Here is an 18,317-nt window from a genome sequence, read left to right as displayed (position 1 = left end):
GGCGGGTGCCCCATGTCCCCCGCGCCGTAGGCGCCCGGGGGGCCGTGGCCGTCAACCGGGGGAGGACCGCGCAGGGCAATCACGCCGAACCCGCCCGCGAGCAGCGCGCCCGCGACGCTCAGGGCCAGCACCCAGCCGGAGCGCCCGCTCGGAGGCGGTGCATAGGGCGAGGCCGCGTGCGCCGTCTTGTCGAACCCGTCCCTCGCGGCGGGGCGCTGTGGAAGCTCGGGCATGCCCGGCGCGGGCTGCGTCAGGGGGATGGGGGCCACGCGGCCGGTGTTGTAGAGGCCCGCGTCAATGGGCGGTGTCGGCACCGAGGCACCGCGCAGCATCGTGTCCTCGGTGCCGTCGCCGTAGATCATGGTGCCCGGCGAGGTCGTCTCCGGCGTACCCGGCTTCACCACGGGGCTGACGCCGCTGATGGCGGGCCGGCCGGACATCGTGGGCAGCGCGTTGCTCAGGTCCGCGGCGAACGCCTCCATCGTGGTGTAGCGCTCCACGCGCTTCTTCGCCGTGGCCTTCTGGATGACCGCGTCGAGCGCGGGCATGTCCAGATCCCCCACCACGTCCACCAGCCGGGGAACGGCCTGGTGCACCTGCTTCTGCATGATGTCCGCGAGGCTCGTCCCGTCGAATGGCTGCACTCCGGTGAGCAGCTCGAAGAGCACCACGCCCACCGCGTAGATGTCCGCGCGCGCGTCCACGTCCTGTCCCATGGCCTGCTCGGGGGACATGTACCGCGGCGTGCCGGCCACCGCGCCCTGCGCCGTCAGCCGGGTGGCTCCGTCGGCGATGCGGGCGATGCCGAAGTCCAGCACCTTCACGTGCCAGCCGCGCATGCCCTGCCGGACCATCACGTTCTCCGGCTTCAAGTCCCGGTGCACCACCCCGCGCGCGTGCGCATACGCCAGCACGTCCGCGACCTGGAGGATGATGTCCCCGGCCTCATGCAGGCTCAGCCGGCCCACGTTCGTCAGCAGGCGCTTGAGGTCATCGCCCTCCACGTACTCCATGGAGATGTAGAGGCTGCCCTCTTCATCCTGCCCGAAGTCGTGCAGCGTCACCGCGTTGGGGTGGCCCACGCGCGCGTAGCTCTTCGCCTCGTTGAGGAAGCGCCGCGCGACGTCGGGGTCCAACGACAGGTTGCTGTTGAGGAACTTCATCGCGACCTGCTGACCGATGCCCACCTGCTCCGCCAGGTACACGGAGCCCATGCCGCCCTGGCCCAGGCGCTTGATGACGCGGTAGCGGCCCGCCACCGTGCGGCCCAGCATCCGGTCCACCTGAGGGGCGACCTTCAGCAGCTCGGTGCTGCCACAGCCCGGGCAGGAACCGGCCCAGGTGTCGTGCTCCTTCTCGCACCGCTGACAGATGAAGAGGGCCATCCAAGTCCTTCCTGACCGTGAGGTGGGGGCGACGTCAGCGGGACGGGGGCGCGGCGTAGCGCTGGAAGAGCAGGCGCTCCAGCTCCCGCGCGCCGTCCTCCTTCGACGTGCGCTGCGCCACCGCCGCGCGAAGCAGATCCGTGCGCGGGTCCTCCGGCAGCTCCGCCTCCATCACCGACAGCGCACCACTCAAGTCACCGGCCCGCTGGAGCGCCGCAGCGCGCCACACCCGGTACTCCGTCACGCCCGGCGCCGCCGTGGCCGCCTTGGCGAACAGCCCCTCCGCGCCCTTGGAGTCGTTGCCCCGCAGCGCGGCCAGCCCGTCCAGGAACAGGCCCTGCGCGGGGGCCTGGGGCGCCGCCTCTCCGGTGTCCTTCGCCAGGTCCAACAGCTCGCGTCCGGCGCGCAACCGCTCCGTCTCCAGCGCCTCGCCCTTCAGCGCGCGCTGGTGCACGTCCTCGGCGGCGGCGCGGCTCGCGGTGCTCAGGCGCGTGCCCATCTCCGCCAGGTCCGTGCCCAGATAGCCCTCCGTCACCAACGTGCGCAGCTTCTCGCCAGCGCTCCCAGCGCCCAAGAGCGTGCCGGCCTCCAGCGCCTCGAAGAAGTCGGACTTCAGCTCCACGTGCCGCGCCGTCAGGTCCGCGGGCACCTGGTTCTTCTTCTTCTTGCGCGCGGCCTTGAGCTGACGCTCGCACAGGTCCAGCTCGCCCTTCGCCTTGGGGCGCTCCTGGATGTCCGGCGCGCTCTTCAACCAGGCGCGATACGCGGCGCACGCGCCCGCCGTCTCCTTGGCGCCCATGCGCGCGCGCCCCAGACCCAGGTAGGCCGGCAGCAGCGTGGCGTTCGCCCGCGTGGCCTGGAGGAACACGCGTGAGGCGTCCGCGTACTTGCGCTTGTTGTAGAGCTTCGTGCCCTCGGCGACGAGCGCGTCCGCGTTGCCCACGGAGGGCCCCACGAGCGGCTCCGCCCCGGCCGCGCCGCACACCAGGAGCGCACACGTCAGCAGCAGTCGACGCGACTCAGAACGCATAACCCACCCCTCCACGGAAGTTGCTCGTCCCCGCGATTTTGCTCAGCAGCGAGAAGCCCCGCTGGTACGCGACGGAGGCATACAGCCCCTCGTAGACGAAGATGCGCGCGGTGGCCTGTCCGGACGCGTGCAGGTCCAACGCGTAGAGGCCGTCCTCGAAGCGGGGCGAGTCGCCGGAGCCATCGTCCTCCTCCTTCGCCAGCGCGCCCTTCACGTCGAGCCCCGCTTGAATCGCGAAGGACACCGGCCCCAGCACGTAGCGCAGTTGCGGCTGCAGCGCGCGCAGCGACAGCATCTGGACCTTGGCGCTGACCTGCGTGAGCCCGGCCACGTTCGGGTTCTGCACGTCCTGCGGCACGTTGACGCCCATCGTCCACACGTCACCGGTGGAGTACCAGGTGGCGCCCACCAGCATGACGCCGAAGTACTGGCCATACCGTCCGTACTCCAGCCCCAGCCCTCGCAGCCTGCGCGAGCCCGGAGCACGCACGCCGTTGCCGCGCACGTCGCTCAGCCCGCCCTCCGTCTTCACTGGCTGCGCGGTGAGCGTGTCGGACGTGAGGCTGGTGAACTCGTAGGCCGCCTCCAGGTAGCTCTGCCGCGCCATGGTGGCCTCCTGCCGCCGCTTCATGGCCAGCTTGAAGGCCTGCATCGACGTGGGCTTCAGTTCCTGTTCCAGCGTGTACGTCGCGCCCGGCGCGATATCCGCCTGGACCTCGTGCGGCTCATAGCCCTCGCGCGAAAGGCGCAGGGTGCGCGAGCCGGGCTGGATGCCCTGGTCCACCGCGTCCTTGCCCACCACCTTGCCGTCCACGGAGATTTCAGTGCCCTCCGGCAGGGCCTTCACCACCAGCCGCGCGGGCACCTTCTCCAGCGCGGGCCGCAGCTTCACCTGCTCGCGCGAGCCCACCACGCGCGTCTCCTCCTTCGGCAGGTGCGAGGCCAGCTCGAAGCGGAACGTGTGCTCGCCGGGCAGCACCTCCGTGGCGTAGGGCGTGACGCCCATCTTCACCCCGTCGATGAACACCGTGGCGCCGGCGGGCTCGGACACCGCTTCCACCACCGCGTTGAGGGACAGGAACTTCACCAGCACGCCCGCCAGGGCCTTCTCGAAGGCGGGGTTGCTCGTCTCCGCCTCCGCGCGCGCGCCGCTCTCCGAACGCACGCTCACGGCGCGGAAGCGGTAGCCCGCGTCGTCCTGGCCCACGCGCACCAGCACCACGCGCTCCAGGCCCAGCGACGCCAGATAGGTCCCCAGGGGCTCCCGGCACCGGGCGCCACCCGCGAGGCAGCCCAGGTCTCCCACCTTGCCCTGGAGGTGCGTGGCCAGGGCGCCCACGCCCACCACCTGTCGAGGCTTCACGTCCCCCGGCAGCAGGGCGACGATGCCGTCCTCGGTCCGCTTCACCAGGGCGTCCTGCCCTGGGTACATGGGCTGGACGAGCCAGAGGGTGTGGGCCGGGGCCTCGGCGCGGGTTTCGGGGGCGGCGCCGGGTGTCGCGCTGGCGACCAGCGCCAGGCTGACACTCAGGAGAGAGGCGACGAACATTGCGTCCTCGGGGCGGGCTGAGGCGGTGAGTCCCGTGTGCCCGGGTAGGGCGGGAAACGGGCGCCGGGTGTTTTTTAGCGGATGAAATGTTTTTCAGGAAGCCGGCTCCCCGAGGGCGGAGCAGCCAGGGAGGCTGCCCATCCGGGCAGGGGCGCCACCGAGGGTCCGCATGGCCATCTTCCCCGGGGCTTACATGTGTGAGGGGACGAGATGGTCTTGCCAGGCAAGGGCATGGGGTGGTGGGAGTTCTTCAAGCTCCTGAAGGACGAGTGGAAACGCGATGATGTCGGCGACGTCGCCGGGGCTTTGACGTTCCGCGCCATCCTGGCCCTGTTCCCCTTCCTCCTGTTCCTCGTGTCGCTGGCGGGCGTCCTCATCGACCCGAACCAGGCCCAGGTGCTCATCCAGGAGCTGGGCAAGGTGGCTCCCAAGGAGGTGACGACCATCCTGGGGCAGCGCATCTCGGCGTTGGCGGACAGCAACCCGGTGGGGCTTTTGACGGTGGGTGGCGTGGGCGCCATCTGGGCGGCCTCCGGGGGCATCGTCGCGTTGATGGACGCACTGAACACGGCGTACGGCGTCGAGGAAACGCGCCCGGTGTGGAAGCTTCGGCTCATCGCTGTGGCGACGACGCTGGTGGCCGCGGTGGTGGCCATCCTGGCGGCGCTCGCGGCCGTGGCCACGCCCGCGCTGGCCAGCAAGCTGCCGGGCCCCGCGTCCACGGTGGCGCTGTGGCTGCGCCTGCCCGTGGCGGGCCTGCTGATGATGTTCCTGTGGGCGGTGCTCTATTACGTCCTGCCCAACGCGAAGCAGCGGTTCCGCTTCATCACCCCGGGCTCCGTGGTGGGGGTGCTCATCTGGGTGGCGGCGTCGTGGGCCTTCTCCAAGTACGTGGCCAACTTCGGCAAGTACGACGTGAACTACGGCGCCATCGGCGGTGTCATCGTGCTGCTGCTGTGGATGTGGCTGTCCGCGCAGGTGGTGCTGCTGGGCGCGGAGATCAACTCCATCCTGGAGCAGCGCTCTCCCGAGGGGAAGGCGCCGGGACAGCACGTGCCGGGGCAGGGCAAGGCGGTGCTGGCCACCAAGACGGAGCTGGAGCAGGGCGGGGCGGACCTTCCGGGCGCGAAGGACTTCCGGCCCGCGGTGGACCCGGTGACGGGCGCGAGCCTCACCCCCGGTGCGCCCCCGAAGCTCCGGCAGACCCCGCTGGCCGCCGCCGCGAAGTGGGCCGCGGGCCTGGGCCTGGGTGTCTTCTTCCTGCGGCGGAGCACCCATCGCTGAGGCCGCGCGCCTCGACTTGGACGACAGGCGGTTCTTCCAGGTCCCTGGTCCAAGGCCTCCGCCAACGCGGGGCGGGACCGGGGACTCTCCATTCAAGACGCGCCGCGAGCCCGCGAGGACCTCCAGCGTTCTTGCGCGGTCCACGAAGCCGGTGAGAGTCTGCGCCCCCGCTGTCGGCGTTCGTTCGCCGACGGGTGCGCCACCCCCCTGACGCCTCTCGCCTGTCCGTCCTGCTCCGGTGCCGGGGAAGGGCGAGCCTCATTCCAGGAGCTTCGATGTCGCGGAACCCTTCCCTTTCTTTCAACGTGTTGCGAGGGCTGCTCATCCTGGCGCTCGTGAGCGCATGCGGTGGGGGTGGCTCGAACCCGGATCCGGACCCGAGCCCGGATGCCGGGCAAACCCCGGATGCGGGGCCGACGAAGGACACCACCGCTCCCACCACGGCGGTGTCTCCGGCGGGAGGTCTCTTCAACGCCCCGGCCACGGTGACGCTCACCTGTGACGACGGGACGGGCTCCGGCTGCGAGGCCACGTACTACACACTGGACGGCAGCGCACCGACGACGCGGTCCATCCTCTACTCGGCCTTCGTCATGGTGGAGGCCAGCGCGACGCTGCGCTTCTTCTCCCTGGACCGCGACGGCAACAGCGAGAGCGCGCACTCGGCGGAGTTCGTCGTGGACGAGGCGCCGCCCACTGTCTCCGCTTCGCCGGGCTCGGGGCCGCACGGGGTTCCGCTCGTCGTCACGCTGACGTGCGACGACGGCACGGGCTCCGGTTGCGAGCGCATCCACTACACGCTGGATGGCTCCGTTCCGTCAGGGACGTCGCCGCGCTATGCGGCGCCCCTCACGTTGATTGCCGGTGCGCGGCTGCGCTTCATCGCCCTGGACCGGGCCGGCAACGTGTCGCCGGAGGGCACGGAACTCTATTCGGTCGACACGTCCGGGCCCGTCTCCGTCGCGGCTCCTCGCGGGGGACTGTTCGCCGGCTCCACGCAGGTCTCGCTCACGTGTGACGACGCGGGCGGCACCGGCTGTGCCCGCATCCGCTACACGCTGGACGGCACGACGCCGACGGTGGACTCCCCCGTCTATGGCGGCCCGCTCCAGCTCACCTCCACGACGACGGTCTCCTTCTTCTCCGTGGACGCGGCCGGGAACGTCGGCGCGCTGGGCATCGAGACGTACGTCATCGACACCGTGCCGCCCACCGCCTCCGCGACGCCCCAGGGCGGCACCTATACCGCCGCGCAGTCGGTGAGCTTGAGCTGCGACGACACGGGAGGCGCCGGCTGCTCCGCGCTGCACTACACGACGGATGGCACCGCGCCGGGCACCACCTCGCCGCGCTACACGGCGCCACTGGCGCTCCCGGCGACGACGACGCTGCGCTTCCTCGCGGTGGACGCCGCCGGCAACGTGGGAGTGGCGGTGACGGAGACGTACTCCATCCTTCTGGACTCGACGGCGCCCACCACCGTGGCCCAGCCCGAGGGCGGCGTGTTCCGGACCTCGCGGACGGTGACGCTTGCGTGCGGAGACGGCGCGGGCAGCGGCTGCGCGGAGACCTGGTACACCCTGGACGACAGCGTGCCGACGCCGACGACGGGACAGCGCTACACCGGCCCTCTCACGCTCTCGGCGACCACGCGCCTGCGCTTCGTGTCGAGGGACGTCGCGGGCAACCTGGAAGCAGCGCGCCTCCAGGTCTACACCCTCGATGGGTCGGCCCCCGTCACGCAGGCGGCGCCCCCTGGAGGCACGTTCAGCGGCCCCGTCACCGTGCGGCTCACGTGCACGGATGCGCCCGCCGGGTGCGGTGAGACGCGCTACACGCTGGATGGCACGCCGGTCTCCAGCACCTCTCCGCTGTACACCGGCCCGCTCTTCTTCACGCAGAACACCACGCTGAACTTCAGGTCGGTGGACACCGTGGGGAACCAGGAGCAGTCGCGGCGGGAGACCTATGTGGTGCCGGATGTGCTCACCAACGCCTCGGCGCAAATCGCTGCGGTGCGCGCCACGGCGGATGGCAACGTGCCGTTTCTGCCCATCGAGAATGCCATCGTCACCTTCGTCAAGCCGGGCGTGGGCAACTTCTCCAACGATGGCCCGGGCTTCTTCCTCCAGGCGAAGAAGGAGGGGCCCGCGCTCTTCGTGGAGGTGAACCCCTCCCTGCTCACGCCTCCTCCCGTCGTGGGGAACTCGGTGCGGGTCCTCGTGGTCGGCCTCCGGACCTGGAATGGCATGCGCCGCGCGAGCATCGACGCAGGCACCTTCGCCGTGCGCGCCCAGGGCTTTCCCGTGGAGATGCTGGCCCAGGAGGTGAGCTCCGTGGACGTGCCCATGCTTCGCGACCAGCTCGACTCCGAGCTCATCTCCCTGCAGGGGGTGGTCAACGGTCCCTTCTCCGCGTCGGGCACGGACCACGTCCAGGCGCCCCTGGTGACGACGGGCGTCCCCGCCAACTCCTCCAGCGCCGCCCTGTTCCGCCTGCGCGTGGTGACGTCGGTGAACGACTCGCTGGAGCTGACGCAGGGCTGTGAAGTCTCGCTCACCGCGCCGCTGTGGCTCTTCACGATGACCTCCACGACGACGCAGCCGTCCATCTGGGTCCCCCAGCAGCTCACCGCGCAGCGGTGCCCGCCCCCGAAGGTCCTGGAGGCGCAGGCCCGCTCCGCGACGGAGCTCCTGGTGCGCTTCGACCGGAACCTGGCCGCGGCCAGCCTCGCGGGTTCGGGGGCGCAGTTCACCATCAATGGCCTCACCGTCACCGGCGCGACGCTCCAGTCGCCCCGGGAGGTGCTCGTCACAACGACGGCGCAGACTCCGCGCGGGAGCTACGTCGTCCAGGTCGCCGCGACGCTGCGGGACTTGAAGGGTGACGGCGTGCAGGCGCCGAACCACACCGCGGCCTTCCGGGGCTTCGCGCCGCCCGCGCGCCTGCGCATCACCGAGGTGGCTCCCAACATGTCGGCGGGCCGCGACCTCGTGGAGTTCCTCGTCCTCCAGTCCGGTCCGGTGACGGGCATGACGCTGACGCTGGACGCGAGCCCCACGCCGCTCGCGACCTTCCCCGACGTGGACGTGCAGGCCGGTGACGTCATCGTCATGCACATCAACCCGGACCTCGCGCTGGGCGAGGCGGGTCCGCGCTCGGAGCTGACCAGTCCCACGGAGCACCCCCGGGCGCTGTATCCCGCGACGCATGACACCGCGTGGGACTTCCACGGCGGCTCCTCCTTCAGCATCAACACGGGCAACCGGGTGCTGCGGGTGTTGAACCCGTTTGGCGCCCCCCAGGACGGCCTCGCCGTCACGATTCCAGGCAACACCTTCGCCAACTTCCTGACCGACCTCTCGGTGCTCCAGGGCCAGGGCCAGTGGTCTCCCGCGACGTGCGACCGCTCCTTCTGCTCGTACACCAGCGTCCCCAACGCATGGGCCATCACCGTCGACTGGTCGTATGCCTTCGCGGCGCTCGGCAATCAGTACACCGTGGGCCGCATCGTCTCGGGCGACCACAACGACTTCTGGGACTGGGCCGTGGGGCCGGGTACCTTCGGACTCGTGAATCCCTGAGTCCCGGGGCTCCAACCCGACGAGCAGCCCGGCAGTCGGGGAATGCCGGGTTGCATGCCGTCGGGTCCGACGATAGGTAACCTTCGAGGTCTCCATTCCAGCCCGGAGGGCGAGTGAACAGCCGATTCACCATGGCGGCGCACATCCTCGCGATGCTCGCGAAGTGCTCGGGTGACGCGGCCGGTCCGCTGACGTCCGAGGTGATGGCGCGCAGCATCCAGACGAACCCCGTCGTGGTGCGGCGGCTGTTGGGAGACCTGGCGCGTGCGGGGCTGGTGGAGACGAAGCGGGGCGCTCGCGGCGGAGTGACGCTGGCCCGGCGCCCCGAGGACATCACCCTGCGGGACATCTACGAGTCGGTGGAGGAGGGCGCGGAGCTGTTCGGCCGGCACCCGGTGGGCCCCGCTCCGGACTGCGCCATCGGCCCCTGCGTGGCCGAGTACCTGGAAGGCGTCTTCGGCCGGGCGGAGGCCGCGTTGAAGCAGAGCCTGGAGGGCACCACCGTGGCCCAGATGTCCCAGGATTTGACGGCCCGCTTCCGCGCGCTCAACCCGACGGGCTGAGCGGCGCGGGGGGCGCACCGGTCAGCGGCGGGCCGCGACGGCCGCGTGCTTCTCGCGGAACTCGGCGTAGGGCCCGTTGAAGTCGAGCACCTCGCGGCCCGCCTCCAGCGACCAGATGCGCGTGGCCACCTCGGAGATGAGCTCCTGGTCGTGCGTCACGACGATGACCGTGCCTTCGTACTTCTGCAGGCCCTCGGCGAGCGCGGAGATGGACTCCAGGTCCAGGTGGTTGGTGGGCTCGTCGAGCACGAGCACGTTGTCCTGCATGATCATCAGCTTGGACAACAAGAGCCGCACCGTCTCACCACCGGAGAGGGTGTCGGTGTTCTTCATGCGCTCCTCACCGGAGAAGAGCATCCGGCCGAGCACGCCCGAAATCTCCTCGTTGGTGAGCTTGTCGTGCAGGTCGCGCAGCCAGCCGAAGCAGGTGGTGCCCTTGCGCACGACGCCGTGGTGGTCCTGCGGCAGGTAGCCGACGGAGGCCTGGTGGCCCCAGCCAATCTTGCCGGTGTCCGACTCCAACTGGCCGGCGAGCATCCTCACCAGGGTGGACTTGCCCACGCCGTTGCGGCCGATGACACAGACGCGCTCGCCCTTGCACACCAGCGCGTTGAAGGGGCGGATGACGGGCACGCCGTCGAAGGACTTGCTGATGCCCTCCACCATGAGCGTCTGCTTGCCGCTGACGACCTTCTGGTCGAAGCGGATGAACGGGCGCGCGATGTTGGAGCGCTTGAGGTCGTCCGACTTCAGCTTGTCGATCTGCTTGATGCGGCTCTGCACCTGCGAGGCGCGGGTGCCGGCGTGGAAGCGCGCCACGAAGTCCTGGAGCTGGGCGATCTTCTTCTTCTTCTCTTCCGTCTCCGACTCCACGCGGGTGCGCAGCTGGGACTTCTGCCGCACCATGTCGTCGTAGCCACCGTTGTATTGGATGATGGCTTCGTAATCGATGTCAGCGATGTGCGTGCAGATGGAGTTGAGGAAGTGCCGGTCGTGGCTGATGGTGATGAGCACGCCCTCGTACTCGTGCAGGAAGTTCTCCAGCCAGCGGATGGAGTCGATATCGAGGTTGTTCGTGGGCTCGTCGAGCAGCAGCCCCTCGGGCTTGCCGAACAGCGCCTGGGCGAGCAGCACGCGCAGCTTGAGGCCGCCGGTCAGCTGCCGCATGGGGCCCTCATGGAAGGCCTCTTCGATTCCCAGGCCCGCCAGCAGCGTCGCCGCGTCGCTCTCCGCCGAGTAGCCATCCTCCTCGGCGATGACGCCCTCCAGCTCGCCCAGCCGGTTGCCGTCCTCGTCGGTGATGTCCGACTTGGCCAGCAGCTTGTTCTTCTCCGACATGGCCGCCCACAAAGGCAGGTTGCCCATGAGCACGACGTCGAGGACGCGCTCCTCCTCGTAGCGGAAGTGGTCCTGGCGGAGGATGCCCAGCTTGCGCGGCCGGACGATGTTGCCCATGTCGGCTTCCTCGTCTCCGGCGAGGATCTTCATGAACGTGGACTTGCCAGCGCCGTTGGGGCCGGTCAGGCCGTAGCGGCGGCCCGGGGAGAAGGTGACGTTGACCTCCTCGAAAAGCTTCTTGGGCCCGTAGGCCTTGGAGACGTTGATGACGTTGAACATGGCGGGCGCTTTGTAGCGGAATTGACGCGGAGCGGCCAAGGAAGCGTGGAATCACGCTCCATCCGTCTCGCGGTGACCGCATTGAACGCCCGGCAGACAACGAAAAATGCCCTGAAATAGCGGGCTCTTGTGGCCCCGCCCGGCCGGACGGTGGGGGAACGGGCGACACGGGTGGACCGGGGGGGAGGGATGACGGGTATAAGGCCCCGCCCATGGCCGTTCGTTTCGAGCTCGTCACCACCGACCCCACCGGCGCGCGCGCCGGAGTGCTTCACACCCGGCGCGGAGCCTTTCCCACGCCCATGTTCATGCCGGTGGCCACGCACGCCGCCTTCCGGCATCTGGGCATGGAGGAGGTGAAGCAGACGGGGGCCAGCATCCTGCTGGCGAACACCTACCACCTGATGCTCCGGCCCGGCGCGGAGGTCTTCCAGCGCTTCGGTGGCATCCATCCCTTCATGAACTGGGATGGGGGCGTGCTGACCGACTCGGGCGGCTTTCAAATCTTCTCCCTGCCGGAGGACCGGCTCATCACGGAGAAGGGCGCGCACTTCCGCAGCTTCTACGACAACAGCCGGCAGTTGCTCAGCCCCGAGTCGAGCATCGCCATGCAGCAGGCCATCAACTCCGAAATCATGATGGTGCTGGACGTGTGCATCGACTCGCGCACGGACGAGGCGGGCACGCGCGAGGCGATGGAGCGCACGCACCGGTGGGCGGTGCGCAGCCTGGCGGCGAAGGACAAGGTGGACACGGGCCAGGCGATGTTCGGCATCGTCCAGGGCGGTGTCTTCCCGAACCTGCGCGACGAGAGCGCGGAGTTCCTGACGAAGCTGCCCTTCGACGGGTTCGCCATCGGCGGGCTGGCGGTGGGCGAGACGAAGGCGGAGCGCGAGTCGATGACGTTGCGCACCACCGCGTCGCTGCCGACGGACAAGCCGCGCTACCTGATGGGCGTGGGCACGCCGACGGACCTCATCGAGGCGGTGCTGCGCGGCGTGGACATGTTCGACTGCATCATCCCCACGAAGATGGCGCAGCAGGGCTACGCGTACACCTTCCAGGGACTGGTGCGCATCACCCGCAATGTGTTCCGGCTGGCGGACGAACCGCTCGACGCCGAGTGCGACTGCTATGTGTGCAAGAGCTACACGCGCGGCTATCTGCATCACCTGATGCGGGGCAAGCACCACCTGGGCTCGCGCTTCCTGTCGGTGCACAACGTGCGGCACTACCAGAAGCTGATGGGCCGCATTCGCGCGGGGATTCTGTCCGGCACCTACGAGCAGGTGGCGCGCGAGCTGAAGGTGGCCATCGCCACGCCCAAGGACTTGAAGGAAGGGGCGAGCGCGAACGAGGTGACGCTGAAGGAAGTCGGATGAGCGAGGAGGGCAACCCGCGCGACGGGGACTTCGAGCTCGTCACGCTGCGCAACGGCTCGCGCGCGGTGCGGCACCTGGGGCATGGCGAGGTGATGCACCCCTCGGTGGGCCCGTGGAAGGAGGCCCTGGGCCTCTACGTGGAGCAGCCCCGGCTCGGGGAGCGGCTGTCGCGGGAGGGCCCGCCGCTCGTCATCCACGACGTGGGGCTGGGGGCCGCCACCAACGCGGTGGCCGCGCTGACGTGCGCGCGGGAGCTGGGTGCCGCGCGTCGCCGGACGCTGGAGGTCATCAGCTTCGAGGTGGACCTGGCGCCGCTGCGGCTGGCGTTGGCGGATGCGGCGGGCTTTCCGTTCCTCCAGCCGTTTCGCGAGGCGGCCGAGACGCTGATGCGCGACGGTGTCTGGGAAGAGGCGGGTCTGCGCTGGCGGCTGCACCTGGGAGACGCGGTGCCGCACCTGGACGGGGCGCTGCCGGTGGCGGACCTGGTGTTTTTCGATCCGTTCTCTCCCGCGTCGAACCCGGACATGTGGACGGAGGCCGTGCTCGCGCGGGTGCGCCGACACTGTCGAGAGGACGGAGAGGGCGCGCTGCTGTTGACCTACAGCGCAGCGACGCCCACGCGGGTGACGTTGCTGCTCGCGGGCTTCTTCGTGGGCGCGGGCGCGGCGACGGGGACGAAGGGAGAGACGACGGTGGCCTCCACGCGCCTCGAATCCCTGGCCTCGCCCCTGGGCACGCGATGGCTGGAGCGCTGGACACGCTCGTCGTCCCGGGCACCGCATGGGGCCACGTTGACGCCCGATATCGAGGCTCGCGTGCGGGCCCATCCGCAGTGGCGCTGACACCACTCCCTGCTGATGGAGCTGGCGCTTGATTCCTGCTCTTCCGCGGGACTCTTTGAGGCGCCCCTCCTGACGATTCCGGAGGCAGTCGTGGCGGGCGCGCGCGGGTAGGTCCACCCGCCGCCCCCGAGGTGTTCGCCGCATCCTGCTCGGCGACGCGTCCCTCCGCATGCCGCCTTTCCCGACCAGCCATGGGGGAGTGCGCACCGCCGCCTGGGCCCCGGGGCCTGCTTCATGTCGCTTTTCCCAACCAGCCACGGAGGAGTGTGCACCGCTCCCCGGACGAGGGGGCCGGCGCACCCGCGTTCCTCTCGCGCCCGCGCGTGCGTGCCTACCCTGAACGGCGCCCCAATCCTGGGACTTCAGGAGGAGACGATGCGGAGCCGAGGACATGATGGAGGCCGGTTCGCCTCGGTGGAGCCCTGGAACCTGTTGCGTGACGTCATTCTCCCTGGCGCCGTAGTGGGCGCGTTGGGGGCATTCGCGATGGCGGTGCTCGCGTGCGCGTTCACGGAGGTGCTCCACGGCGACCCCTGGCGGCCAGCCCTCCTGACCGCGGGCCTGGTCTTCCGCCAGGGCGACGCCCGGGGCACCGGGGCCGTGCTGCTCGGCGTGCTCATCCACTTCGCGGTGGCGGGCGGGCTGGCCACCGGCTTCGCGCTCTTCTTGCCGCGCAAGGGCACCGCGGTGTCGGCGCTCATGCTGGGACTGCTCTACAGCCTGTCGATGTGGGGAGTGATGACGCGGCTGATGGTGCCATTCGGCTCGCCTCCACTTTCGCGCGAGGACCCCTCGGCGCTCCTGCTCGCGCTGCACGTGGCCTTCGGGGCGGCGCTCGGCACCGTGCCCGCCGTCCGCCAGGCCCTCACCCGTCTGGACCTGCTGCGCCACCGCTTCCTGTCTCCGAGGCCCACGCCTCGGTGAGGCTCATGGCTGCTTCGGCCCCGCGGGCTCCGGCGGGCGCGCCGCCCTGGGCACCGACTCGAGCCCGGGCAGCGGCTCCACCGGAAACGGCCCCGGTGGAATGGTGGGCGCGAAGCGCGTGAGCGTCTCCAGCACGCACACCGCCAGGAGCACCGCCACGAACACCACCGACGTGAGCAGCACCAGCGCGTTGCTGCCGCGCTGCTCGCGCAGGTGCATGTAGAAGAGGGCAATCAACACGCCCTTCACCCCCGCGATGAAGAGGGCCACCGGCAGCGACCACGCCCCATGCGGCAGCGTGTGCAGCAGATACGTCAGCGCCGTCAGGGCGAGCAGTCCCACGCCCACCACCAGCACCCCAGACACGCTGAGCCGCCGCCCCGGCTCCTCGACGAAGTCCTCACCCGCCATGGGCGCTCCCCTCAAGACAGGTACAGGATGGGGTAGACGAACAGCCAGATGACATCCACCAGGTGCCAGTACATGCCGCCCAGCTCCACGGGCGTCGTGTACGCCGCGCTGAACGTCCCGGAGGCCGAGCGCACCGCGAGCACCGTCAAGAGCCCCACGCCCACCGTCACGTGCAGGGCGTGGAAGCCCGTCAGCAGGAAGTACAATGTGAAGAAGAGGCTCGCGCCCACCTGGGGCACCTCCCGCAGCCGGTAGAAGTCCCCGGGCAGGCTCCCCTCCTTCACGTGGTGCGCGTACTCCACGCCCTTCACCGCCAGGAACACGATGCCCAGCAACGCGGCGGCCCCCAACAGCACGCCCCCCAGTCCTGGCCTGTCCTCGCGCACCGCGTGCACCGCGAGCGCCACCAGGATGCTGCTCGTCACCAGGAGGAACGTGTTCAGCGTGCCCAGCCCCACGTCCATGGTGAGCTGCGCGGCGCGGAACGCCTCCGGATACACCGAGCGGTACACGCCGTAGGACGTGAAGAGGCTGGCGAACAGCAGCACCTCCGTCGCGATGAAGATCCACATGCCCAGGTGCGCCGCCTGCTGGCGCGCCCCTTCGGAGCCCCAATGCTCCGTGGCGGCCTCAGGCGGCATGCGGCACCTCCGCTTCGCGCGGCGCGTACTCGTGCGGCCCCGTGGGGTACTCGGGCGTGACGGGGAAGTTGTGCGTGGGAGGTGGGGACTGTGACTTCCACTCGAAGCCCTCACTGCCCCAGGGGTCGTCCCCGGCGATGGCCCCGTACCTCAGGCTCCACGCCAGATAGCCCGCGATGCAGAGCAGCCCGAACGCCAGCAGTGACGCGCCCGCCGTGGAGGCCACGTGCAGGGTCTGGAAGTGCGGCGGATAGTCCGCGTAGCGCCGGGGCATGCCCAGGTTGCCCAGCAGGAACTGCGGCACGAAGGTGGCGATGAAGCCGAAGATGACCAGGAGGGCCGCGCCGTTGGCCAGCTTCCCCGGAAACGTGCGCCCGAACATCTTCGGGAACCAGTAGTGCAGCGCCGCCAGGAACGCCATCACCGTGGCGCCCACCATGATGAAGTGGAAGTGCGCCACCACCGAGTACGTGTCGTGCCAGTGCAGGTTCAGCGACGTGGTGGCATACGCCACGCCAATCATCCCTCCGAAGAAGAGGAAGAACATGAAGCCGAGCGTGTAGATCAGCGGCGCCTCCACCGCGATGGAGCCCCGGTACAGCGTGCCCAGCCACGAGAAGATCTTGATGGCCGTGAAGATGGCCACCAGCATCGACATGGCGCCGAACGCCCCCGCGCCGAACGTGGACTGGCCGGAGGCGAACATGTGGTGGCCCCAGGTGAAGAAGCCCACGAAGGAGATGCCCAGCGTGGAATAGACAATCATCCGGTAGCTGAGGGCGTTCTTGCGGCTGAAGGCGCTCACCGCCTCGCTGATGACGCCCATGGACGGCAGCACCATGATGTAGACGGCCGGGTGGCTGTAGAACCAGAACAGGTGCTGGAAGAGCAGCGGATCTCCCCCGCGCGCCGGGTCGAAGATGCCCGCGCCCACCACCCGCTCCAGCGCCACCAGCAGCAGCACCATGCCCAGCACCGGCGTCGCCAGCACCTGGATGATGGCCGTGCCGTAGACGGCCCAGACGAACAGCGGCAGCTTCATCCACCCCAGGCCGGGCGCGCGCAGCGTGTGCACCGTGGCGATGAAGTTGAGGCCGGTGACGATGGTGGAGAAGCCGATGATGAACACGCCCAGCAACACCGGCAGCACCGCGGTGCCCGTCGTCGTGCTGTAGGGCGTGTAGAACGTCCAGCCCGTGTCCGCGCCGCCCTCGAACATGCCCCACAGCGCGATGGAGGCCCCCAGCACGTAGAGATAGACGGACGCCAGGTTGAGCCGGGGAAAGGCCACGTCCCGAGCGCCAATCATCAACGGCACCAGGAAGTTGCCGAAGGCGGAGGGGATGGCGGGAATCATGAACAGCCACACCATGGTGACGCCGTGGAGCGTGAACATCCGGTTGTACGCCAGGTGGCCCATGATGGTGCGGCCCGGGGTGAGCAACTCGATGCGCAGCGCCAGGGCGAACACGCCGCCCATGAAGAAGAAGAACAGCGTCAGCCCCAGGAACATCACGCCGATGCGCTTGTGGTCTTTCGTGGTGAGCCAGGACCAGAGGGTGTGGCCGTCCGCCAGGTAGTTGTCCGGCGGGAGGCGCTCGGGCTCAGCGGCGGATGGGGACATAGGCGGGCTCCTGCGCCGCGGTGACCCCCGGGCGCGTGGGCTGCAAGGACTTGATGAACTCCACGAGCGCGCCTGCGTCCTCCGCGCTCAACCGCCCGTGGTAGCCGGGCATGACGGGCACGTAGCCGGCGACCACCTTGGCCAGCGGGTCCATCATCGACTCGGTCAGGTACGCCTCGTCCGCGAGCACCACGCCCCCTCCCTCCAGCGGCTCCCGTCGCCCGTACAATCCCAGCCAGGTGGGGCCGATGTGCGGTGCGCCCGTTATCGTGTGGCATTGCAGACACCCCTGCGCGGCGGCCACGTGTTCGCCTCGGACCGCCATCGACTCCGGCTGGGGCTTGGTGGCCGCGCCGGGCAGGCCCGCCACCGGCACGCCGCCGAGCTGGGCGGCCCGCCACGCCTCGAAGTCCGCGGGCTTCAGCACCACCACCTCACCGCGCATCTGCGAGTGGTCCAGCCCGCAGTACTCCGCGCACAGCACCAGGTGGCGGCCGGGCTTCGGCGCCTCGAACCAGATCTCCGTGTAGCGGCCGGGCACCGCGTCGCGCTTCATGCGGAAGTCCGGCACGTAGAAGGAATGGATGACGTCTCGCGAGGTGATGAGCAGCCGCACGGGCCGGCCCGCGGGCACCACCAGCGTGTCGATGGCGCTGGGGCCTCCGGGATAGGTGAACTTCCACATCCACTGCTTGCCGGTGACATAGACATCCAGCGCGTCCCGGGGCGGGCTCGATACCCAGACGTACTGTCGGAAGCCCAGCACGAACCACAGCAGGAAAAATGACAGCGGCACGCCGATGAACAGGCCCTCCAGCCAGGGGGGCGCCACCACGCGCGGCGTGGGAGTCGGGGCCGTGCCCCGGTGATAGCGCACCAGGAAGGTGAGGCCGGTGACGCCGATTCCCGCCGCCACCACCAGCGTGGTGAGGAACAGGAAGTAGTGCAGGTGGTCCACCTTCACCGCGAAGGTGGAGCCCTGCTCGGGGAGGAAGAAGAGCCGGCGCAGAAGCTCGTTCATCGCGCGCCCTCCGCGCCCGCTTCGGAGAGGAGCTGCTGGATGGCGACATCGATGGGCTGGTGGATGATGCCCGCGTCCGCGTCCACCCAGCCGTACCCGTCCAGCCGCGCGCGCTGTCGGGCCCGAAGCGCGTCCGCGCGCCCATCCAGCGTGAAGGGCGCCTGGTTGACGCGTCCCACTTCCCACGCGCCCAGCTCCTTCGGCGCGGGGTTCTGGAACGCGGGGCGCCACAAGACCCACAGGCCCCACGCGACGACACAGGCCGCCGCGAGGAGGGCGAGCGCCGCGCCACCGACGCGCAACAACCAGCCGGTGGGCAGGGCCTCTTGTTCGGGAGGCGGTGGCTGGCGTTCGCTCATGGCGGGCGCACCTGGAGGGAGTGGACCAGATAGGGGTCTCCCACCGGCACCGGATAGGTGCCGCGCGCGCGCCAGAGCGTCACCGCCACGGCCAGCCCGCC

Annotated in this window: 15 protein-coding genes; 6 read left to right on the top strand and 9 right to left on the bottom strand. The window is 69.8% G+C overall.

Annotated features, from left to right (window positions below; genetic code table 11):
• The 3 genes from HUW62_RS35820 to HUW62_RS35810 form a co-directional block, all read right to left on the bottom strand.
• Nucleotides 1-1,385, bottom strand: a 1,385-nt coding sequence (locus HUW62_RS35820; protein WP_176436983.1) for a serine/threonine-protein kinase, incomplete at its 3' end; no start/stop codon positions are given.
• A gap of 34 nt (nt 1,386-1,419) precedes the next feature.
• Nucleotides 1,420-2,415 (bottom strand): tol-pal system YbgF family protein, encoded by a 996-nt coding sequence (locus HUW62_RS35815; protein ID WP_163864855.1) that lies wholly within the window; start codon nt 2,413-2,415, stop codon nt 1,420-1,422.
• Entirely contained in the window at nt 2,405-3,964 is a 1,560-nt protein-coding gene (locus HUW62_RS35810; RefSeq protein WP_176436982.1) for a PEGA domain-containing protein, read from the bottom strand. Before HUW62_RS35810 ends, HUW62_RS35815 begins: the two co-directional genes overlap by 11 nt.
• Nucleotides 3,965-4,174: 210 nt before the next feature.
• On the opposite strand from HUW62_RS35810, the gene HUW62_RS35805 reads away from it, so the two are divergent.
• The 3 genes from HUW62_RS35805 to HUW62_RS35795 all read left to right on the top strand — a co-directional run bounded on the left by HUW62_RS35805 (nt 4,175) and on the right by HUW62_RS35795 (nt 9,395).
• Nucleotides 4,175-5,248: a YihY/virulence factor BrkB family protein gene (locus HUW62_RS35805; RefSeq protein WP_163864857.1), complete on the top strand. Its 1,074-nt coding sequence runs from the start codon at nt 4,175-4,177 to the stop codon at nt 5,246-5,248.
• A gap of 275 nt (nt 5,249-5,523) precedes the next feature.
• Nucleotides 5,524-8,832: a chitobiase/beta-hexosaminidase C-terminal domain-containing protein gene (locus HUW62_RS35800; RefSeq protein WP_176436981.1), complete on the top strand. Its 3,309-nt coding sequence runs from the start codon at nt 5,524-5,526 to the stop codon at nt 8,830-8,832.
• A 113-nt stretch (nt 8,833-8,945) separates the two neighbouring features.
• Nucleotides 8,946-9,395, top strand: coding sequence for an Rrf2 family transcriptional regulator (locus HUW62_RS35795; RefSeq protein ID WP_240356290.1), 450 nt, complete (start codon nt 8,946-8,948; stop codon nt 9,393-9,395).
• 21 nt (nt 9,396-9,416) lie between these two features.
• Here HUW62_RS35795 and HUW62_RS35790 read toward each other — a convergent pair whose 3' ends face one another.
• On the bottom strand, nt 9,417-11,012 hold the full coding sequence (locus HUW62_RS35790) for an ABC-F family ATP-binding cassette domain-containing protein (RefSeq protein ID WP_163864859.1): 1,596 nt from the start codon (nt 11,010-11,012) through the stop codon (nt 9,417-9,419).
• A 212-nt stretch (nt 11,013-11,224) separates the two neighbouring features.
• Here HUW62_RS35790 and tgt point away from each other — a divergent pair, with 212 nt between their 5' ends.
• The 3 genes from tgt (at nt 11,225) to HUW62_RS35775 (ending at nt 14,160) form a co-directional block, all read left to right on the top strand.
• Nucleotides 11,225-12,394, top strand: coding sequence for a tRNA guanosine(34) transglycosylase Tgt (tgt, locus tag HUW62_RS35785; protein WP_176436980.1), 1,170 nt, complete (start codon nt 11,225-11,227; stop codon nt 12,392-12,394).
• Nucleotides 12,391-13,236, top strand: coding sequence for an MnmC family methyltransferase (locus HUW62_RS35780; protein WP_176436979.1), 846 nt, complete (start codon nt 12,391-12,393; stop codon nt 13,234-13,236). Before tgt ends, HUW62_RS35780 begins: the two co-directional genes overlap by 4 nt.
• A gap of 375 nt (nt 13,237-13,611) precedes the next feature.
• Complete coding sequence (locus HUW62_RS35775) at nt 13,612-14,160, top strand: hypothetical protein (protein WP_163864862.1); 549 nt, start codon at nt 13,612-13,614, stop codon at nt 14,158-14,160.
• Between the two features lie 3 nt (nt 14,161-14,163).
• Here the strand turns inward: HUW62_RS35775 and HUW62_RS35770 are convergent, their stop codons facing one another.
• Genes HUW62_RS35770 through HUW62_RS35750 form a run of 5 tightly spaced genes read right to left on the bottom strand, consistent with a single transcriptional unit; the run spans nt 14,164 to nt 18,216 of the window.
• The gene (locus tag HUW62_RS35770) at nt 14,164-14,571 is read right to left on the bottom strand and encodes a cytochrome C oxidase subunit IV family protein (RefSeq protein ID WP_163864863.1); all 408 of its coding nucleotides are present in this window, start codon (nt 14,569-14,571) and stop codon (nt 14,164-14,166) included.
• An 11-nt stretch (nt 14,572-14,582) separates the two neighbouring features.
• Nucleotides 14,583-15,212: a cytochrome c oxidase subunit 3 family protein gene (locus tag HUW62_RS35765; RefSeq protein ID WP_163864864.1), complete on the bottom strand. Its 630-nt coding sequence runs from the start codon at nt 15,210-15,212 to the stop codon at nt 14,583-14,585.
• Entirely contained in the window at nt 15,202-16,836 is a 1,635-nt protein-coding gene (locus HUW62_RS35760) for a cbb3-type cytochrome c oxidase subunit I (RefSeq protein WP_176436978.1), read from the bottom strand. Before HUW62_RS35760 ends, HUW62_RS35765 begins: the two co-directional genes overlap by 11 nt.
• Entirely contained in the window at nt 16,817-17,857 is a 1,041-nt protein-coding gene (gene coxB, locus HUW62_RS35755; RefSeq protein WP_176436977.1) for a cytochrome c oxidase subunit II, read from the bottom strand. The genes HUW62_RS35760 and coxB overlap by 20 nt, the downstream gene beginning before the upstream one ends.
• The gene (locus tag HUW62_RS35750; protein ID WP_163864867.1) at nt 17,854-18,216 is read right to left on the bottom strand and encodes a hypothetical protein; all 363 of its coding nucleotides are present in this window, start codon (nt 18,214-18,216) and stop codon (nt 17,854-17,856) included. Before HUW62_RS35750 ends, coxB begins: the two co-directional genes overlap by 4 nt.
• Between the last annotated feature and the right edge of the window lie 101 nt (nt 18,217-18,317).

It is taken from the genome of Myxococcus sp. AM011 (assembly GCF_013372595.1).
Lineage (GTDB): Bacteria > Myxococcota > Myxococcia > Myxococcales > Myxococcaceae > Myxococcus > Myxococcus eversor.
Note: the sequence above shows the minus strand (reverse complement) of the source record. Positions and strands in the feature narration are given on the sequence as shown.